The organism is uncultured Campylobacter sp., assembly GCF_937981295.1.
GTDB lineage: Bacteria > Campylobacterota > Campylobacteria > Campylobacterales > Campylobacteraceae > Campylobacter_B.
The window spans coordinates 1-19,170 of sequence record NZ_CALJPC010000018.1; the positions used below are offsets into that span (position 1 = coordinate 1).

The 19,170-nt window shown below is 45.9% G+C and carries 14 protein-coding genes; 8 read left to right on the plus strand and 6 right to left on the minus strand.

The window, feature by feature from the left end; all coding sequences use genetic code 11:
* The 3 genes from Q0135_RS01950 to Q0135_RS01960 all read right to left on the minus strand — a co-directional run.
* A partial coding sequence (locus tag Q0135_RS01950) for a hypothetical protein (RefSeq protein ID WP_297987813.1) occupies positions 1–235 on the minus strand: 235 nt, incomplete at its 3' end.
* Positions 236–239: 4 nt separating this feature from the next.
* Positions 240–1,361, minus strand: coding sequence for a DNA adenine methylase (locus tag Q0135_RS01955; RefSeq protein WP_297987816.1), 1,122 nt, complete (start codon positions 1,359–1,361; stop codon positions 240–242).
* Between the two features lie 350 nt (positions 1,362–1,711).
* Positions 1,712–2,875, minus strand: a complete 1,164-nt coding sequence (locus tag Q0135_RS01960) for a sugar transporter (RefSeq protein WP_297987818.1) — start codon at positions 2,873–2,875, stop codon at positions 1,712–1,714.
* Between the two features lie 773 nt (positions 2,876–3,648).
* Between Q0135_RS01960 and nifJ the strand changes: the two genes are divergently transcribed.
* From nifJ to Q0135_RS01995, 7 genes are all read left to right on the plus strand, one after another.
* Complete coding sequence (nifJ, locus tag Q0135_RS01965; protein WP_297987820.1) at positions 3,649–7,230, plus strand: pyruvate:ferredoxin (flavodoxin) oxidoreductase; 3,582 nt, start codon at positions 3,649–3,651, stop codon at positions 7,228–7,230.
* A 79-nt stretch (positions 7,231–7,309) separates the two neighbouring features.
* Positions 7,310–8,002 carry an aspartate/glutamate racemase family protein gene (locus Q0135_RS01970; protein ID WP_297987822.1) on the plus strand — a complete coding sequence of 231 codons (693 nt, stop codon included), beginning with the start codon at positions 7,310–7,312 and terminating at the stop codon, positions 8,000–8,002.
* 118 nt (positions 8,003–8,120) lie between these two features.
* Entirely contained in the window at positions 8,121–8,444 is a 324-nt protein-coding gene (locus tag Q0135_RS01975; protein ID WP_297987824.1) for a DUF2325 domain-containing protein, read from the plus strand.
* Positions 8,437–9,672, plus strand: a complete 1,236-nt coding sequence (locus Q0135_RS01980; RefSeq protein WP_297987826.1) for a hypothetical protein — start codon at positions 8,437–8,439, stop codon at positions 9,670–9,672. The genes Q0135_RS01975 and Q0135_RS01980 overlap by 8 nt, the downstream gene beginning before the upstream one ends.
* Positions 9,673–9,683: 11 nt before the next feature.
* Entirely contained in the window at positions 9,684–10,175 is a 492-nt protein-coding gene (gene fldA, locus Q0135_RS01985; RefSeq protein ID WP_297987828.1) for a flavodoxin FldA, read from the plus strand.
* A gap of 188 nt (positions 10,176–10,363) precedes the next feature.
* Complete coding sequence (locus tag Q0135_RS01990; protein ID WP_297987831.1) at positions 10,364–12,067, plus strand: hypothetical protein; 1,704 nt, start codon at positions 10,364–10,366, stop codon at positions 12,065–12,067.
* A 2-nt stretch (positions 12,068–12,069) separates the two neighbouring features.
* Positions 12,070–12,906 (plus strand): hypothetical protein, encoded by an 837-nt coding sequence (locus Q0135_RS01995; RefSeq protein WP_297964077.1) that lies wholly within the window; start codon positions 12,070–12,072, stop codon positions 12,904–12,906.
* Here the strand turns inward: Q0135_RS01995 and Q0135_RS02000 are convergent.
* Positions 12,893–16,360 (minus strand): acyl-[ACP]--phospholipid O-acyltransferase, encoded by a 3,468-nt coding sequence (locus tag Q0135_RS02000; RefSeq protein ID WP_297987833.1) that lies wholly within the window; start codon positions 16,358–16,360, stop codon positions 12,893–12,895. The two genes, Q0135_RS01995 and Q0135_RS02000, sit on opposite strands and share 14 nt — an antisense overlap.
* 97 nt (positions 16,361–16,457) lie before the next feature.
* Here Q0135_RS02000 and Q0135_RS02005 point away from each other — a divergent pair, with 97 nt between their 5' ends.
* Positions 16,458–16,985 (plus strand): hypothetical protein, encoded by a 528-nt coding sequence (locus Q0135_RS02005; RefSeq protein WP_297987834.1) that lies wholly within the window; start codon positions 16,458–16,460, stop codon positions 16,983–16,985.
* 319 nt (positions 16,986–17,304) lie between these two features.
* Here the strand turns inward: Q0135_RS02005 and Q0135_RS02010 are convergent, their stop codons facing one another.
* Both Q0135_RS02010 and Q0135_RS02015 read right to left on the minus strand, forming a co-directional pair.
* Complete coding sequence (locus Q0135_RS02010) at positions 17,305–17,436, minus strand: hypothetical protein (protein WP_297987835.1); 132 nt, start codon at positions 17,434–17,436, stop codon at positions 17,305–17,307.
* Between the two features lie 284 nt (positions 17,437–17,720).
* A complete protein-coding gene (locus tag Q0135_RS02015) occupies positions 17,721–18,410 on the minus strand; it encodes a hypothetical protein (RefSeq protein WP_297987837.1) in 690 nt (229 codons plus the stop codon).
* Positions 18,411–19,170: the final 760 nt, after the last annotated feature.

Sequence of the window (19,170 nt, forward strand, 5' to 3'; positions counted from 1 at the left end):
TCTTATCAACAATAAAGCCTTCCGAATATTCTTTAACTACATCTTGCTGGTGTGCAACTATATTTCCTATCCGTTGCAATATCATAATTTCATTTCTAGTTGAAGATTGAGTACGGTCCTCTTCATCGTAAAACAATACCTCTTCTAGTTTCTGCTTTATTTCTGATGTATCTAACTCTCCGTATTTATCAAGCAAGGGTCTTATTGCTCTCCTTATCTCAGCTTCTGAATGCATTTTGCTACTCCTTCCAATCATAATTTGTTACAAGCAAATGTTCTGCTTCTTTATCATTTCTATTTTGAAAACTTACAACATATTTTTTATCAAATGTCGTGATGTTAAAATCTTTATAAAGCTCATAGATAAAATCAGTATTTTTTATAACAAGCATAAAATTGGCCTTGGTGTGTTTACAAAAATCTGCCAATCTAATATGGTCTTCAATCAAAAATTCATTATTTGCATATGCTGAAAAAGATGAAATATATGGCGGGTCTAAAAAAATAAAATCCCCCTTTTTTATACGCATATCTTTAAGAAAATCTTCAAAATCCATTGAAAATATTTCCGTGTGAATAAATTTATCATGGATTTCGTTACCAGTAATATATTCGATTTTTTTAGTCAAATATTTACCATTATAACTACTTCCACCATAAGGAACATTAAACCCGCCGTTTTTATTATATCTAAACATTGATGAATAGCAATATTCTCTTATAAAATAAAATATAGCACTTCGAAAATTTATATCCAATGATAAGCTTAGTGAGTTGTTATATAAAAATCTAAAATGCATATATAGCCCACTTTTAAATCCTGTTTCTATATTTACTTTTATATCTTCAATAGACAAATCCCCTTTTTCCATTTCAATTTTTTTCATTCTTTTAAGTTTTCTATAAATATTGTTTGCTAGCTCTATTACAATTCTTTCTTCATCAACTATAAATTTTTCGTTAAGTATGCCATTAAACTCGTCCACTCTTGATAAAATAAATTTTTCAATATATGTTTTCAAGGTAACTTCTTGAATTTTGTTTAGTTTATAACTTTTGTATATTTTAGATAACTCTTCTATATATATTTTGCATATTTTTTCTAGTATTTTCCAACATTTATCTATTTCTTTTATCGCAAAGATAAATATCTCGTTCTTATCTTTTATAGATTTATATAAATTTATCAATTCATCTGACTTATCGTTTATAAAATATCTATCAGCATTTTTAATATCAAAATATACTGCTCCACCACCTATAAAAGGTTCGTAATAATTTTTTATATTCTTAGGAATATATCTTAGTATGATTCCTAGTTCTTCTGTTTTGCCGCCAGGCCATTTAATAAAAGGTTTCATGCCATCTCTTCCTCATTATTTATTAATTCAACCAATTTTAATTTTATAACTCATCGCTGAACACATTTTCAATTAAGTCAAATTTTAACATAAGTATTTTTGCTTATTCTTTAACACTATATTGCTTATTATACTAGCGGATCTTTTTAAGCGCTCTTTATTTTTATTTATTAACCTGCAAATCCACAATTATCTGTAATTAATAGCCTTTTCACTATAAACCTTGTCCTATTAACATCGATTCATAAGCTTGCCCCAATCTTTTGCCGTGTTTAGCGAGGTTTTAAGCGGGACGAAGGCTTGTAAAATTTCTTGCGTCATTTCGTGCCATCTTTAGTTTTTTGCTCGCTCTATTTTTTCTCCGCAAATTTCACGCTTGCATAGAGGTAGCTTGCAAGCCCTAGCGCGCCCAGTATAGCGCCTGCCTCGCCTATGTGTTCAAGCCCGAATCTCGTTGCGACTTGGTGCCCTAAAAGCGCTCCGCCGCCGATGCCTACGTTATAAATCGCCGAGTAGATCGATATCGCGACGTCGGTAGCATCGGGAGCCAGCGCCAAAACCCTAATCTGCAAACAAAGCCCAAAGCCGAAAATCCCCACTCCCCAGACGAAAGCTGCAAGCAGCAGCGCTACGTCATTTGCGACAAAAGCTTTTAACGTCAGCACCGAGGCTAGGATAAAAAGGATCGAGCAGATCAAAAAGGCGTTTGGAAAAGAGCGGTAAAGCTTTGAAAAAAGCACGCTTGCGGCGATTCCCGAAGCGCCGAATGCAAGCAGGACGCAGGTCACGAAGTGATCGCCTGCGGGGTTAAATTTCGCCACGAAGGGCTCGACGTAGCTGTAGGTCGTAAAATGCGCGCCTACGATCAAAAGCGTCAGCAGATACAAAGCAAGCAGCATCGGGCGCCTTGCAAGCATCGGCAAGCTCGCAAGAGAGCCCGCGCGGCGACTCGGTAAAAACGGTAAAATTTTCCAAAGAAATAGCGCCTCCGCCGCCGCAAGCGCGCCGATTGCGAAAAACGTGATGCGCCAACCGAAAAGCTCGCCGACCACGCGCCCCAAAGGAAGCCCCAAAACCATGGCTAGCGATGTCCCAAGAGCCAGCATGCCGATAGCCTGCGAGCCTTTATTTATCGGCGCTAGGCGCACGACGAGCGATGAGGTGATCGACCAAAAGATCGCATGCGAAATCGCGATGCCAAGGCGCGCGATTACCAAAACGGCAAAATTCCACGCAATGGCAGCCAGGGCATGGCTTAGCGTAAATAGCACGAAAAGCCGCAAAAGCAGCCTCTTGCGTTCAAGCTTCGAGGTTAGCAGCATCAGCGGCAGCGAAAGGATGCTCACCGCCCACGCGTAGATCGTGATGATTAGCCCCGTGCTCGTAACGTCCATCTCAAAATCTGCCGCGATGTCGCTTAGCAGAGCCACAGGGATAAATTCCGTCGTGTTAAAAATAAAGGCGGCAAACGCCAGCGCGATAACTCTCGTGTAAGCGATTTTATGGACGTTCATCGGTTTTCTCTTTCCAGCTTTTAAATTTAGACTTTAAATTTAGCGCATTTAGCGGTTTTTAGCTTTTCGAGTTCTGCTCGGAATTTTAAAATTTTAAATTCCGTGCCGTATATATGTGCCACGCCTTGGGCTAAATTTCAAGCGGGAATTATAGCCAAATTTATCCTCCGCGCAGCTTGCGGAAATAGAATTTACGCTCAAAACGCAAAGTCGCGTGTGGTAAAATTCACGTAGCGATCAATCAATGAAAATTTAAAATGAAATTTGCGCTGCGCTCGGTAGGTGGCAATAAAATTTCTTATATTTGGCGGAATGCGCTGAAATTTTATATGCTGCGATGTTATAAGCCATAAATAAAATTTCGCTACGTCGAGCTTGGATGCGTATAGCGGTTGAGGTTTTGTAGTGGCTAAATTTTAACGATATGAGACTCCCCCCATTTTGTGGTATGTGCATTTTTAAATTTCTTAATTTTCGCGCATTCCCGTCATTTGATATTTAGGTTAGAATTTCAAGTTAGACGGCTAAATTTGCATTAATCTCTACCGCTGCTCGCGATCTGTGCTTAAAGTGCGCAAAATTTATTTTCAAGGCGGCGAAAGACCCCGTCTCAAATCGCCCGCAATGCCCGTCTAAAACTGCCAGCAGATCGCGCTTGTAGCCCGCCTGCTGTGATAAAGCTTTAGAATTTTATTCGGTTTGCGAAGCATTTAAATTTTTAAGCAATAAATATGTAAAATTAGTGAAATTTGATAATTCCAAAGGAACGAAAAATGGTAAAAGTTATGAAAACTATGGACGGAAACGAGGCGGCGGCTTACGTCTCATACGCCTTCACCGAGGTCGCGGGCATCTATCCGATCACGCCTAGCTCGCCGATGGCGGATTACACCGATATTTGGGCGTCGCAGGGCAAGAAAAACCTCTTCGGCATGCCCGTTAAAGTAGTCGAGATGCAAAGCGAAGGCGGCGCGGCGGGCACCGTGCACGGCTCACTCCAAGCGGGCGCGCTTACGACGACTTACACCGCATCGCAGGGGCTTTTGCTAAAAATTCCAAATATGTATAAGATCGCAGGCCAGATGCTTCCGGGCGTCATTCACGTCGCGGCGCGCGCGCTTGCGGCGCAAGCGCTCTCCATCTTCGGCGATCATCAAGACGTCTATGCCTGTCGCCAAAGCGGCTTTGCGATGCTTGCAAGCGACAGCGTGCAGGAGGTGATGGATCTGGGCGGTATCGCGCATCTTGCGGCGATTAAGGGGCGCGTGCCGTTTTTGCACTTTTTCGACGGATTTCGCACGAGCCATGAAATTCAAAAGATCGAGGTGATGGACTATGCCGAGTTTGATCGCTTGCTCGATCGCGAGGCCGTGCGTAAATTTAGAGCTGACGCGCTAAACTCCGAACATCCTAAAACTCGCGGCACGGCGCAAAACGACGACGTGTATTTTCAGACACGCGAGCTAACCAATAAATTTTACGACGCGCTTCCGGATATCGTCGCGGAGTATATGAGCGAAATTTCAAAGATCACGGGGCGGTCGTACGCGCCTTTCGTCTATTACGGCGCAAGCGAGCCGCAGCGGGTGATCGTCGCGATGGGCTCGGTCAACCAAGCCCTTGAAGAGGTGGTCGATCATCTAAATGCTAAGGGCGAGAAGGTAGGCGTGCTAAAAGTGCATCTCTACAGGCCTTTTAGCCTCAAATATCTCTTCGCTGCGATGCCTAAAAGCGTTCGTAAAATCGCCGTGCTCGATCGCACGAAGGAGCCCGGCAGCCTCGGCGAGCCGCTGTATTTGGATATAAAGGCCGCATTTTACGGGCGCGAGGATGCTCCGCTCATCGTGGGCGGCAGGTATGGGCTAAGCTCTAAGGACGTTGATCCAGCGCAGCTAATCGCCGTGTATGAAAATTTAAAGGCGGACGAGCCTAAAAACGGCTTTACGATCGGCATCGACGACGACGTGACTCATCTATCTCTACCCGTGGGAGATAAAATTTCGCTCGGCTACGAGGATGAGACCGAGTGCCTGTTTTACGGCCTGGGCGCAGACGGCACCGTGGGCGCGAATAAAAATTCCGTCAAAATTATCGGCGACAAAACCGATCTTTATGCGCAGGCGTATTTCGCCTACGACAGCAAAAAATCGGGCGGCTACACGCGCTCGCACCTGCGCTTCGGCAAAAGACCGATCCGATCGACCTATCTCGTCTCAAATCCGCATTTCGTCGCTTGCTCAGTCGCTGCGTATCTGGACATCTACGACGTCATCGGGGGCATCCGTGAGGGCGGCACCTTCCTTTTAAATTCCATCTGGGATGCCGAGCAGACGGCAGCGAAGCTTCCAAACAAGGTCAAAAAAATTCTAGCTGCCAGACGGGTGAAATTTTACATCCTAAACGCCACCAAGCTAGCACGCGATATAGGGCTCGGAGGCCGCACCAATACGATCATGCAATCGGCGTTTTTCAAGCTTAGCGGCATCATTCCGTTCGAGCAGGCGCAGAGCTATATGAAGGAATACGCCAAGAAAACCTACGCCAAAAAGGGCGAAGCGGTCGTGGCGATGAACTGCGACGCGATCGATAGGGGCGCGGACGCTTTGGTGCAGGTGGCGGTCGATCCTGCGTGGGCAAATTTAAAGGACGACGCAGCGGGCGCGGACGACAAATACAAGGGCGACGATTTTATAGAAAAGATCGTAAAACCGATGAACGCAGCGCGAGGCGATAGCTTACCGGTGTCGGCGTTTTTGGGGCACGAGGACGGCGGGTTTGATGCGGGCACGACGCGATTTGAAAAGCGCGGCGTGGGCGTCACGGTGCCTAAATGGATCGAGCAAAACTGCATCCAGTGCAACCAATGCGCCTTCGTCTGCCCACACGCCGTAATCAGAGCGTTTTTGCTAGACGAAAAGGACGAGGCCGCCGCGCCTTTAAATTTAAAAGATCACCTGCTAGAAGCCAAGGGCAAGGAGCTAAAGGGGCTAAAATATAAGATCCAAGTAAGCCCGCTAGATTGCACGGGCTGTGCGCTTTGCGCCGAAAACTGCCCGAGCAAGGAAAAATCGCTCGTCATGGTGCCGCTTGAAGAAGAACTCGCTAAGGGTGAGCAGGAGAGTGCGGACTTTTTATTCGAGCACGTAAGATACAAAGACGATTTGATGGATAGATCAAGCGTCAAGGGTGTGGGATTTGCGCGCCCGTATTTTGAATTTCACGGCGCATGTCCGGGATGCGGCGAGACGCCGTATATCACGCTGATCACGCGACTTTTCGGCGATCATATGATCGTAGCCAACGCCACGGGCTGTAGCTCGATCTACGGCGGATCGGCGCCTTCGATGCCGTACCGCAAGGACGAGAACGGCCGCGGCGTCGCGTGGGCGAACTCGCTTTTTGAGGACAATGCCGAGTTCGGGCTGGGAATGAAGATCGCAAGCGAGACGCTGCGCCATAAGATCGAGGATCTGATGCTAGGCTCGCTCTCAAGCGTGCCAAACGCGCTAAAGGCGCTTTATAACGACTGGATCGAAAGCAGAGACGATACGCTAAAATCCGCTCAGATCAGAGATAGGCTAGTGCCGCTACTAGAACAAAATTTGGACGCACCGGGGGTTCGTGAAATTTTAGAACTGAAGCAGTATCTAAACAAAAAATCGCAATGGATCATCGGCGGCGACGGCTGGGCTTACGACATCGGCTACGGCGGACTTGATCACGTGCTGGCTACCGGCGAGGACGTAAACGTGTTGGTGCTGGATACGGAGGTTTACTCAAACACGGGCGGACAGAGCTCCAAGGCTAGCCGCCGCGGCTCTATCGCGCAGTTTACCGCAGGCGGCAAGGCGGTGCAGAAAAAGGACCTCGGTCAGATCGCGATGACCTACGGCAATATCTTCGTCGCGCAGGTAAATTCCAACGCAAACCAAGCTGCGACGCTAAAGGCGATCATGGCAGCGGAGGCCTACCCGGGACCTAGCCTTATCATCGCGTATTCGCCGTGTATCGCGCACGGCATCAAAGGCGGCATGGGCAGCTCCGGCGATCAAGCCGAGCTTGCGAGCAAATGCGGCTATTGGCCGACCTACACCTTCGATCCGCGGCTCGCGGCTGAGGGCAAAAATCCGCTTAAAATTTCATCTAAAGAGCCGGACTGGAGCCTTTATGAGGAATTTTTGCTAAACGAAGTGCGCTATAACGCGCTTAAAAAGATCGATCCTGAGCACGCGGGCAAGCTTTATGAAGCCAACAAAGCCGATGCGATGAGGCGCTACCGCCAGCTCAAGCGGCTTGCCAATGCCGATTTCGGCGATGAGGTTGCCTCTACGGACGCCGCGAGCGAGAATGCTTAAGCGTTGTAGTTAGTTTTTAGAATTCCGGGTCGCAGAATTTGTGACCCAGGAATTTCGTTAAATTCCAAAAGGAAAATCCATGAAAAAAATCGGACTAATCGGCGGCATGAGTTACGAATCTACGATTACCTATTATGATGGGATCAATCGCAAAATTAACGAGCGTCTAGGTGGGCTAAGTAGCGGCGAAATCCTGCTAAGCAGTCTAAATTTCGACGAGATCGAGCGGTGTCAAAGAGATAATGAGTGGGGCAAGGCGGGCGAAATTCTAGCTAGCCACGCGCGGGTTTTGCAAAGCGGCGGAGCGGATTATATTTTTCTTTGCACTAACACGATGCATAAGTGCTACGAGGCAATAAATGCCGCTATCTCCGTGCCTTTCGTGCATATCGCAGACGCTACGCTAAATGAGCTGCGAAAACGTGGCGTGCAAAAAGTAGGGCTGCTCGGCACGATCTACACGATGACGCAGGATTTTTACAAACAGCGCTTGATAGATGGCGGCGTAGAGGTACTCGTGCCAAATGCGGACGAAATGGAAGCGGTAAACGAAGTAATTTTTGATGAGCTTTGCTTCGGTAAAATCTTACCGCACTCCAAAGAGAAATTTTTACGGATTATTGAAGGACTTAGGGCTCGCGGCGCGCAGGGAGTGATACTGGGCTGCACGGAGATTGGGCTGCTCGTATCGCAAGTAGATACCGCCGCGTGGCTATTCGATACTACGCAGATCCACATCGATGCGGCAGTAAGTCTAGCTTTAGGCGAGTAAATATCAAATATAAGCCGGTAAAATTCCGGCTTATAATTTTAAATTTTTATATACATTATCAGTTAAATTTAATCTTTCTCTGTTATAATAACGAATATCAATCATAAAAGGGGATGAAATGAATGTTTTAGTTATAGGAGCAGATGAGATTACACCCATTAAGGCGGTTTTAAAAGACCTTGGCGCGAGCAACATCGAGCACTGGGACGCACGAAACGAAAATCGTGTAAATCGTAAGCCGATCCCGCAAGATACCGAGTGCGTCGTTATGCTTACGAGCTTTTTAAACCACAACACGATGAAAAAAATCAAAGGCGAAGTAAAAAAGCGTAAAATCCCGCTCGTATGCGCTAAAAGAAGCGTTAGCTGCGTATTTTGCGAATACTGTAAGGTCTTCAATTTAAATCAAGAATTCGGTTGCAAGCCTTGCGAAAATGATTAAAATTCCAAGGAATTTAAATAATGCCGGCAAGTCCAGGCAAGCGGTTAAAAGGTCGCGCACTACGCCGCAATCAAATGCTTACAAAGATGAAGCTGGCGAGCTAAATTTCAAGGATTTTTTAAATTCTAGCAAATTTAACGCTACTTGCTTTGCGTACACCGAAAGCAAGAAATTTAGCGGCAAATCTAAAAAGTTTTCAAGCGGTAAATCGAGCGTGCTTAATCATAATGTCTCTAAGTCGTGCGCTGCAAAGAGCGCGCAAAAGGGCGGCGCGAATAGGAATTTAACGGCAAAGGCTTTTTACGACACTAGCTCCGCGCAAAAGAATTTTTTCTGCGCTAAGCGTTCGGACGAGAAATCAGCTTTGTTACGAGATATTGCCGCGCCAAAACGAGGTATCGCAGCATGCGAAAAATGCCAAAAAGCGGATCTGTGGCGCGATAAAGAGCTTATTGATGATGAAATTTTAAATGTCGAAGCTTTTAATAAAAAATTATTTGGTGGCGAGATTTTTGGCTTTGATGCGAACGGGCGCGAGATTGTGCCAGAGGCGCTGCGGGATTATAATGCGGCTTCGCGAGCGCGGGCGATGCTAGCTCTATATAATTTTAACGTTAATGCGGATTATAGAATTTCGCCCAAGTATTTGCAGGGCGAGATGCAATTTCGAGCGGCATTTTTAAATTTTATCGCTTCCGAACTTAGGCGCGGGGCTCGTAAAATTTACCGTTTCAAGCCCGCCGTGAAATTTTGCGCAGCGGATAACGCGATAATCTTTGCTTATCTGCGCGGCATGCCGCTGCCAGTATTTGCCGCTAAGCCCGCTTATAAGCTAACTCGCGCAATCGTGAGTCTGCGTAGCGGATTGCTGCTAAACGGAGACGATGCGTTTCGCAACTTCGTATTTTGCAAAATCGCGCTTCGCAATGCAGGCGCACAGCTGCAGCTTGTGGGCAAATCAGGCGAGCTCATCGTAGTTCGCAAGAGCGGCTTTAGCCTAGGCGTGGTTACGAGCTTTAAAAAAATTCTACCTCAAAATCCAGCCATTTATGATAATGATATAAAAAAAGCGCTAGAGCTTTGCTGCGGAGCAAACCTCGATGCTTTGTATCTCGTATATCCTAAAAACGAGAATTTCACACGTCATATCGAGATAAAAAGCGAATGCTTTAAGGGAAATTTCATTATGAAATTAGTACCATACAAGCTTACCGACAAAATTTATTAAAAGGATACCAAATGGTTGGAATTATTTTTGGAAGCTCGATGGGCAATACTGAGGACGCCGCGAAGCTGATCTCAGAAAAGCTAGGCATAGAAAACGAGCTTAAAAATGTTGCGGACATCACGCCTGTAGATCTAAATAAATACACCGCGCTCATCATCGGCAGCTCTACATGGAACGACGGCGAGCTACAAGACGACTGGGCGGGCTTTGATTTCTCAGCCCTTGATGTCGCGGGCAAGACCGTCGCGATTTTTGGCATGGGCGATAGCTCAAGCTACAGCGACGCCTACTGCAACGCAATGCGCGAGCTATACGATAACTTCAAAAAAGCGGGTGCAAATATCGTAGGTGCAGTGCCTACCGACGGATATGAATTCGACGAGAGCAAGGCTGTAGTGGATGGCAAATTCGTTGGCCTTGCGCTAGACAATGACAATCAAAGCGATCTCACCGAGAGCCGCATCGAGGCGTGGGTAGCGCAGATTGCTCCATCTTTTAAATAGTCCTCCTTTAAATTTGCCGCGGAGCGTGCGCTTCGCAGCACTGTTCTTACAGATTTAGTTATAACTTCTTAAATTTAGCACTAATTAAAATACAGAAATTTTAGAATTTTCGTAGTTACATAAAATTAAGCAATATATAAGAAGTGCTGAGTAAAATATTTCTTTTAAAATTTTAAAAAAGATTTGCAATGGCTAGTTTTCTCTCTAAATCACCTAAAAGCACGTATTTCAATAAAGACTTTTCTAAAACGGAAAAAGAGCTTAACGAACTTTTTGATCATAAAAGCTTAAAGATAGAACTTGCAGATGGCTTGCAAAATGCTCTAGACGAACTTTCAAATTTGCACTCCAAGCTTCCGGAAAATCAAACCAGCACGCTTTTACATCTTTGTGAAGCTAGTGCAATTAGCGCTATTACGTCACAATTTGGGCTGGCTAGCCTAATTATAGATGCAAGAGACGGAGGTAGCGTAACGACCGTGCATAATTTTGAAAAAGGTATAACGGCAAATGAAGCAGACGCTGCAAGATATAGCGATATGATAGCAAATCGTAATGGCAAATACTTAGAAGTAAGAAATAAAGTAGGATACGATAAGCCACTAGTAAAAAGACGAAACGAAGCCCTTCAGAATGAAGCCATCATAATAGATGAATACACTGGCAGAAATTTACCAAAATATGGCAGGGTGCACTTAGATCATATTGTGTCGGTAAAAGAGATAGAAAGCTCTGTGTCTGCAAATTTGGCTCTAAGCCCCGAGGAACGCGCCAAAATTGCGGCAGATAAAGAAAATCTAGCTCTTATCGATGGCAGCATAAATCAGTCGAAAGGTAGCGATGAGATGAAAGTTTTTCTGAATAAGGAAGATAAAAAGACGGGGCAAAGAAAGGCTGAAAAATTTGGCATTGATGAGCAGAAAGCTATGCAAAAAGATAAGAAGGCTAGAAAATTTGTCTATGGTGAAATAGATAAGGCAAAGGTTAAAAAATACTCAAAAGAACTCTTGACTACAGGTTGTAAAGATATCACCAAGATAATGGCATACACAGTTATAGGCGTTGCTATGAGAGAAATTGCACAAGGAGCTATAACCGAAATTAAGCTTGCTTTTAAACAAAGAGGGAAGGAGAGCTTCGGTGAAATTTGGGTGAGATTTAAGACTAGAATGAGTGAAATTTTAGATAGTCTGAAATCGAAATGGAAAGATTTGGTGGCAGGCAGTATAGAGGAAGGATTAACATCTTTTATATCAAATTTGGGCGTATTTTTAATCAACGTTTTTGCTACCACGTTAAAACGCTTCGTGGCGATGATAAGAGCAGGATTCGTCTCGTTAAAAGAGGCAGTTAAGATTTTAGTTAATCCACCTAGGGGTTTAGATAAAGATGAGGTTGGCTATCAAGCCGTTAAAGTATTAACTGCTGGATTAATTGGCGCTCTATCGCTAGGGCTGAGCGAAGCTATAGATAAATTTTTGCTAAGCATTCCTGTTTTGACGCCTATTTTTTCCTTTATAGTACCGGTAATAGGCAAAAGTGTGGGAGATATCGTAAGCGCGTGCTTATCTGCAATTCTGGGTGGGGTACTAACGACTATAGTAATTTATTTTATGGATAAGCTTCATTCTCAAAGTAAGGCTGATAAAATCCAAATTCAACTCGTAACAAAAAGTGGGGAGATATCGGCATATCAAGTGGCTCTGAGCTGGGTGGCTTTGAGTGAGGCATACGACGAGTTCTTCGTAGATGTGAAACAAAGTATAACAAAGCTAGCGAATACGATACGCATAGTGCGTGATAGTTCGCAAGAAACAAGCATGGCGGTATCGAATTTTATCGATAAGATGCAGAATTTAAGAATTAAACTAAATAAAACAATCGAGAAGTAAAAATGGAAAATTTAGTAAGGGACGAGACTATATCGGTCGAAGTTCTAGAAAAAATGTCGCAAGACGAGCTAGATGAATTAGCAAGAAAAAAAGCTCAAGAGATATTTTTAAATATCCAAGGAGCTAAAGAAAAAATAGAAAAGGCAAAACGTCTGTCATCGGATGCCGAGGGCTTGGACATAGGTGGATCTGATATAAAAAATTTAATAACGCTCGGTATTTGCGGCAAGAGTAGAGAAGATAAACTAGCCGATGCACTAAGGCTTACAAACAAAGCTCAAATTAGCCAGAATGATGCGATTGACGAGCTTTCTGAAATTATACGAGAATCTATAAAATTTACGCAAATGACAAGCAAATTCTCGTTATCGCTACACCGTGCTATGGCATTTCTATTTGAAAACGGGATAAAAGATGCAAATGGAAATATTATCAAATTAAGTGATGAGAGTGCAAAAGCGTTTCGTAGTCTTGTAGACGCTGCAGAAAAATTTGCAGTAGACCAGGCAAGGCTTGACGATAAACATGAGCAAATGTCTCAACAAATTAATCAAATTTACACTACGCTAAATAGTAAAGCTCAAATCGATGACGCTCAAGAAGCAGCAATTACTAGTAATGCAAAAAATATTGAGAAGATTATTTTAAATCTAGATGATAAAAATAATCTAGACACCAAGCAAGACGAGCTTATAGCAAAGAATGCAGCTTTGATAGCACAAAATTCTGAAATCTTGCGCAAACTTCAAACTAAAAGTAGCATTAAAATTTATATGATTTGCACTCTATCTTTGGTAATTTCGCTAATTAGTCTAGCATTGCACTTTATAAAAATTTAGTCTTTTTGCCCCAAAGCCCCAGCTCTATCGCCAGATCCTTTACCGCTTTGAGATTTACCTTGCCGCTGCCGAGCACCGGGATTTGCTCCACTTTTTTTACGACGCTTGGCTGCATTATCGGCGCCAGCGCGGAGTCCTTCAGGCGGCGCGAAATTTCATCCTCGCTCGCCTCGCCCACGTAAAGCAGAGCGATCTTCTCGCCCTTTTTCTCGTCTTTTAGGTTTACGCACGAATAGATCGCGCTTTCGCCTAAAATTTCGCCCACGGCGCTCTCTACCGCGCCCAGGCTGATCATCTCGCCGCCGATTTTGGCAAAGCGCGAAAGGCGGTCGGTGATAAATAAAAACCCGTCGTCGTCGATATAGCCGATGTCGCCGCTCTTGTAGTAGCGCACACCGTCCATTTGCGCGATCGCCTCAGCGGTTTTGGCCGGCTCATCGTAGTATTCCTTCATAACCTGATGTCCGCCGATTAAGATAAGCCCCTCTTGCCCGTTTGGCAGCGGCTGCAGCGAAGCTGGATCGGTGATCTTTATGACCGTGCCCGCAAGCGGCAAGCCGACGCTCTTTTCGCGGTTGAAGTAAAGCTCTTTGAAAAAATCGGGCTCAAGGACGTTCGGTGTATTTACGCTCACCACCGGCGCAGTCTCGGTCGTGCCGTAGCCCTCGTAAATTTCGATGCCGAATTTTATCTTAAATTCCTTGCGGACGTTTTCGTTTAGCTTCTCCGCGCCCGCAATCGCTAGGCGAATGCTTGCCAGCATAAGCGGATTGAGCCTTTTATTTTTGGTGTAGAGTCTAAAAAACGTCGACGTGCCGAACATTATCGTAGCACCGTATTTTGCGCTCATCTTGCCGACGCTAAAGGCGTCCGTAGGATCGGGCACGTGGATGCTTAAAATTCCGTCGTTTAGCGGAAATAGCGTCGTTACGGTAAGCCCGAAGCAGTGAAAGATCGGCAGCGACGCTAAAATCGCGTCGTGCTCGGTGGCGTTTATGAGCTCTGAAATTTGACGGACGTTTGCCATTATATTTTTATGCGTCAGAACCACGCCTTTGGGCTTTCCCTCGCTGCCGCTGCTAAATAAAATGGTCGCTACGTCATCTATCGCGTGCGGCTTAAAATACAGCGCGCGAAATAAAATTTTAGGCATCAGCAGCGATTTTAGCGCGCAGGCTATGCGCTCATTTTTAGAGGTGCCCTCGCTTAGATCTTCAAGATACACGAGCCGATCGCCGATCGAACCCTCCAGCTCAAAGCCCTTTGATTTGAGCTTTTCTACGAATTTGCGCGAGCTGATGATCGTGCGGATATTTGCTTTATCCGCGCAATATATTAAATTTTCCTCGCTTAGCGTGTAGTTTAAATTTACGCTCGTTTTGCCCATCGCAAAAAGCGTTAAATTTACGGCGCTTGCGATGACCGAGCTAGGCAAAATGATACCGACGTTTTCCTCGCTGCTTATGCGGCTCTTTAGCCTTTTGCGAAGTATCAAAACGGCGCTCATCATCGCTAAATTTGTGAAGCTCACTCCAGTGCTATCGACCGCCACGCGCTTAAAAGGCGATCGTTTGGCCTGATTTAGCCAGTTGTAAGCAAGCGGCTTTAGGCTTGCGAGGTATTTGCCCCAGCTGAAAAACGACAGCTCCGTTACCGCGCGCTTTACTTCGTGCGCCTTGGAATTTGCCTCGATCGGCGCGCCGAAGCTTACGCGAAGTGCGTTTTTGCCGCTTTGCGAAATCGTTCTTTTATAATGCTCGCTGGCGCGCGAAAACGTCGATCCCCAAAGCCCTCTGATATAAAAAGGCACGATGACGGAGTTCGTATCGTGCGCGGCGAGCTCAAATCCGCCCTGAAACTCGTCTATGCGGCCGTTGTAGCTGATGTGACCCTCGGGGAAGAGTCCGACCACTTCACCAGCATTCAGCGCCTCGCGGATGCTTTCGATCGCGCTTTTGCTCACACCCGCTCCGATCGGAATGACGCGGAAAATTTTAAAAAACCACTTCAAATACCACAGATCGTAGTAGCTACGATGCATCACAAAGCGCACCCCGCGCGGGCAGGCAAGCTGTACCACCGCCCAATCGATCCAGCTGATATGGTTTCCTAAAAGCAGCACTCCGCCTTTTTGCGGGATGTTTTCGATGCCGTCTACGTGGACTTGATAGCCAAATTTCATAAACGGAATGAGTAAAATTCTAACGAAAAGCTGCGGCAGATATTTTGCGCCGAAGATCCCGCAGATAAGTACGCACAGCGCCGCCATAACGAAAATTTCGCCGCTGGCGACCGCAAAATGCACCAAGATGATGGCGATGAGCAAAAACAGCACCATAAAGATATTTTGGATGAAATTTGAGCCTGCGAGCACCCGTCCCATGCGCTCATCGGCGGTGAAAAACTGAATGACGGCGTTGAGCGGCACGATGAAAATTCCGCCGCTAAATCCGAAGAAAAACGACGCCGTGCCGAGCCAAAATACCGAGTGCGCGTTGGCTAGCACCATTAGCGCGAGCGCCAGACCGAATGCGCCGAACGGCACGATACCGAGCTCGATATGCTTTTTGCAGTAGCTGCCCGCAAAGATCGAGCCTAGCGCGATTCCGATCGCACTAAGAGCTAAGATCACCTGGATCACCATTACGTTATCGCTGCCGCTAAGAGCTTTGTAGTGAGCCGGGAAGGTCGCGATCACGAGCTGTGAGACTGCCCAAAACATCGAAAGTCCCAGCGTGCAGAGCAGGACGTTTTTGTCTTTTAGTACAAAATTTAAATTTTGTCTTAGATAGCGAAGCTTAAGATAGTCGTCTTTATTAAATTCCGCCTGTGGTTGCGCGGCGTCGAAGAATGGAATTTTATACGAGTAGTATGTTTCAAGCGCGGAGCCCGCGACCAAAAGCACGCCGATGAACCAAACCGAGCTCATCAGCTCGCCCGCATCGCTGCTGCGGGCTGCAAATAGCTCGAAAATCACCGAAAAAACAAGCGATGAAAGCAGAATCGCGATGATGGTAAGAGCCTGCACGAGGCCGTTTGCAGCGCCTAAATTTTTCGCGCCGACGATCTTTTTAATCAGACCGTATTTGGCGGGCGAGTAGATCGCGCTTTGCGCCGCAAGCAGGATCGTCATAAAAAATGCGAAATAAAACCATCCGCACAGATATCCGAGCGTAATAAGCGCGGTAAGCGCGACGCCGAGTTTCGCGCAGATCCGCGTAATGCGGGTGCGCGAGAATTTGTCGTTGAGATAGCCGCTGGCGCTAAAAAGAAATACGTAAGGCAGTAAAATCAGCAAATTTACAAGCGAGGTAAGGGCGATGAGGGCGCCCGAATCGGCGCTTTTAACAAGGACGTTTTGAATCGTGATCTTATGGCCCAGATCGACGCTTGCATTGATAAACATAATCGCCAAAAACGGCAAAAATCCGTTGATTTTTAGTAAAGATTTCACGGGCGCTCCTTTAAAAACGGGATTTTATCTCACGGAAGTTAACGGACGCAAATTTAAGGCGGCTTCGCTACAATTACGCAAAAATTAAAGGAAAAATATGAAAGTACGTATCACCAATCGCGACGTCGATAACCTCAATAAATTTATGCTTCTTTACAGCAAAAAGGCGCGCAAGCAGCGTCTAGTCAGCACTTACGCCATACCATTTGAGTTCTTGCTCATGGGCATCATCATCGACGGGCTTTTAAAAACGGCGCCGATTGCGAGTGTGGCGTCGGTTATTTTGGGTGCGGCGTGGCTTATTTTTTATCCGAAATTTTACCGCCGCATGCTAAGAAAGCATCTGACTGCCGCCAAACTCGCGCAAGACTCGAGCGTAGAGATGGAATTTATCGCGGGCGAAGATGAAATTTCATTTTCAAAGGGCGAGCCGCGCGCAAGCGAGAAATTTGTCGCACGTTCGTTAAATCGAATCGCCGCGGGCGGGGAGAATTTTTTCTTGGCGTTTGATCGCGGCTTTCACATCGTCCTTCCCAAAAATGCCGAGACGGACGCCGCGGTGCGGCATCTCGCAGATCTGCGCGGGCTGCAGATCGAGCCCGTGGATATGGACGTTGAAATTTAAAGCTTTGCTTTTAAATTTACGGCTCGTAAAATTCGCGATATAAATTTAAAATTCTAGAATTTCGCTATGTAAAATTCTATCTTTGGAATTTACTCGCGGCAATGTTTTCTCTTAAGGGGGATGGGCTCTACTTACTCTGTGCTTCGCTTGCGCTCGCAAGAAACGCTGCCAGGCTAAGAGCCTTGCGTCGCTACGCTCGTTTTATAAGAGCGCCCCCTCTTTTTTTAAAAAAATCCCCCAACCCCCAGCGCGCTCAAGGGGCGAGCCTTGCGGTTCGCGTTAAATTTTTATATCGCAAGAATCACAGTTTTGTATTCATCTACTTAGTAAATTTAACATAGGCGTAGCCTGCACCGCTTAAAGCGTCGTCGGGGGTTGGGTGGGGTTTTGGGGCGAGCAGAGCAATGCGGTGCTGTGGAGGCGGCGTCCTGCAAGAAGTGTGACCTCGCAATGGGACCCCTTCCCGCCCCAAGAGAAACATATCGCGGGCTAAAATTTAAACGGAATTTCATTTTGTAATAAATTTAAAATTTCTCTATGTAGAATTTGCCTCTAGAATTTGGGGCGTGGCAGCGTTTTCTCTTAAGAGGGAAGGGGCGCTACTTGCGAGGCGCTCCCCTTCCCCCTTAAAATCCCCCAACCCCTGGCACGCTCAAAGGGCGAGCTACGCTCGCGCTAATTTTAAACTGCGGTTGGCGGCAAAATTTTTGCTAAAATTCTGCGCTCAGCTTGTCGTTACGCCTCGCGCATCTCCTCTGCTAGGCGCTTTTTGTAGGCGCGTTTGAAATGAAACGCCCAAATTAGCGGAAATATTATCTCCAGCCCTTTCCAAAATGCAAACCCGCCATATCCCCCAGGAATGGCAAAAAAACATCTGCAAACCACATAGCAAGCGACTACATAGCTTGTTCCAAAGACAGCGCCCCAAGCTATTATTTCAGAGTCGGTCGTAACAACCCAGATCGCAACCAAATATATGAAAGCGCTTGCTAGCGCGGTCGGAAAAAACCAATTTAGAACGCCTAATTTTTGGTGATTTACATCCGCGGTAAGATAGCCCACCACGCAAGCGATGATACATAGGGCACATAAGATAGCGCGTAGCACGACTAAATAGCGCAGCCCACGGGGTTGCATCGCGCCTTCGTAGTCGCTGTTTTCGCAGCTACTACTTTGGCTGTTTTTGCTGCCGCGCCCCGCCACATAGACAAGATGTGCGCCCAGCGCTATGAAACACGCGCATGCTGCAAGGTCCCAAAATATGAAGTTACCGAAGATTGTCCCGCCCGAGCCATCATCGCCCGTAGGTCCTATTAAATAAGGCCACGAAATTTTCACTATGCAAAACGTCGCCGCAAGCAAAATCGGGTGCAGCGCGAGCCTGCCGTTTCGCAAATCAGAGAGTAAATTTTTAAAATAGCTCATATTTTCCCCTTAAAATTCCGCGGAATTCTAAAATCCCGAAAGAACTCCGCGCGCATAGTCTGCGAATAGAAATTTATAACTCCCCAGTGCGGAATTCTACTACTAAATTTAGAATTTTGCAGCGAGGAATTTTAAAATCAAAGTATGTAACGCAAGCCGTTAAATAAAAATGCTCGGACGCAGTCCGTACCTCTGGCATCGTCGGGGGATGGGTGGGGTTTGTGGACGAGCAGAGCAATGCGGTGCTGCGGAGGCGGCGTTCTGCGAGAAGTGTGACCTCGTAATTGGGCCCCCTTCCCGCCCTAAAAGAAATAGAAAACACAGTATAAATTTAGAGATAAAATTTTATTTTGTAAGTTTCTATAAAATTTCATGGATATAACTTAGCGCTTGGGTGCATTATGCGCGATATTCGTAAGGGGGCGGCGCTTCAGAGTTAGCGGGGCGCCCCATTACCAACTCCCACCCGCGCGACGCTAGCGGTGCAGGCTACGCCTGGGTTAAATTTAAATTACGGCTTTCGCCACATAAATTTGAGTTAAATTTCTACGCTTTATTTTAACGTCGTATTTTGAAGCTCCGATAAAATTTTAAAACAGAATTTTAAGAAAATTTAACGGCAAAATTTTACTCGCTTCTCATGTTTTAAGGCGCGGTTTGGGTTCGAAATTTTAAAGCCACTTTGCTCGTTCATTGCTAGAATCCGTTTCGTTGCCGATCGCTTCGTAGCGCGAGTAGTAAAACTCCACAAACTCCCGCA

Excerpts from the sequence above, each read along its gene's own strand:
- Q0135_RS01975 (WP_297987824.1), top strand. The coding sequence starts at position 8,121 with ATGAATGTTTTAGTTATAGGAGCAGATGAGATTACACCCATTAAGGCG.
- Q0135_RS01980 (WP_297987826.1), top strand. The coding sequence starts at position 8,437 with ATGATTAAAATTCCAAGGAATTTAAATAATGCCGGCAAGTCCAGGCAA.
- Q0135_RS02005 (WP_297987834.1), top strand. The coding sequence starts at position 16,458 with ATGAAAGTACGTATCACCAATCGCGACGTCGATAACCTCAATAAATTT.
- Q0135_RS01995 (WP_297964077.1), top strand. The coding sequence starts at position 12,070 with ATGGAAAATTTAGTAAGGGACGAGACTATATCGGTCGAAGTTCTAGAA.
- nifJ (WP_297987820.1), top strand. The coding sequence starts at position 3,649 with ATGGTAAAAGTTATGAAAACTATGGACGGAAACGAGGCGGCGGCTTAC.
- Q0135_RS01960 (WP_297987818.1), bottom strand. The coding sequence starts at position 2,875 with ATGAACGTCCATAAAATCGCTTACACGAGAGTTATCGCGCTGGCGTTT.
- Q0135_RS01955 (WP_297987816.1), bottom strand. The coding sequence starts at position 1,361 with ATGAAACCTTTTATTAAATGGCCTGGCGGCAAAACAGAAGAACTAGGA.
- Q0135_RS01970 (WP_297987822.1), top strand. The coding sequence starts at position 7,310 with ATGAAAAAAATCGGACTAATCGGCGGCATGAGTTACGAATCTACGATT.
- fldA (WP_297987828.1), top strand. The coding sequence starts at position 9,684 with ATGGTTGGAATTATTTTTGGAAGCTCGATGGGCAATACTGAGGACGCC.
- Q0135_RS01990 (WP_297987831.1), top strand. The coding sequence starts at position 10,364 with ATGGCTAGTTTTCTCTCTAAATCACCTAAAAGCACGTATTTCAATAAA.
- Q0135_RS02015 (WP_297987837.1), bottom strand. The coding sequence starts at position 18,410 with ATGAGCTATTTTAAAAATTTACTCTCTGATTTGCGAAACGGCAGGCTC.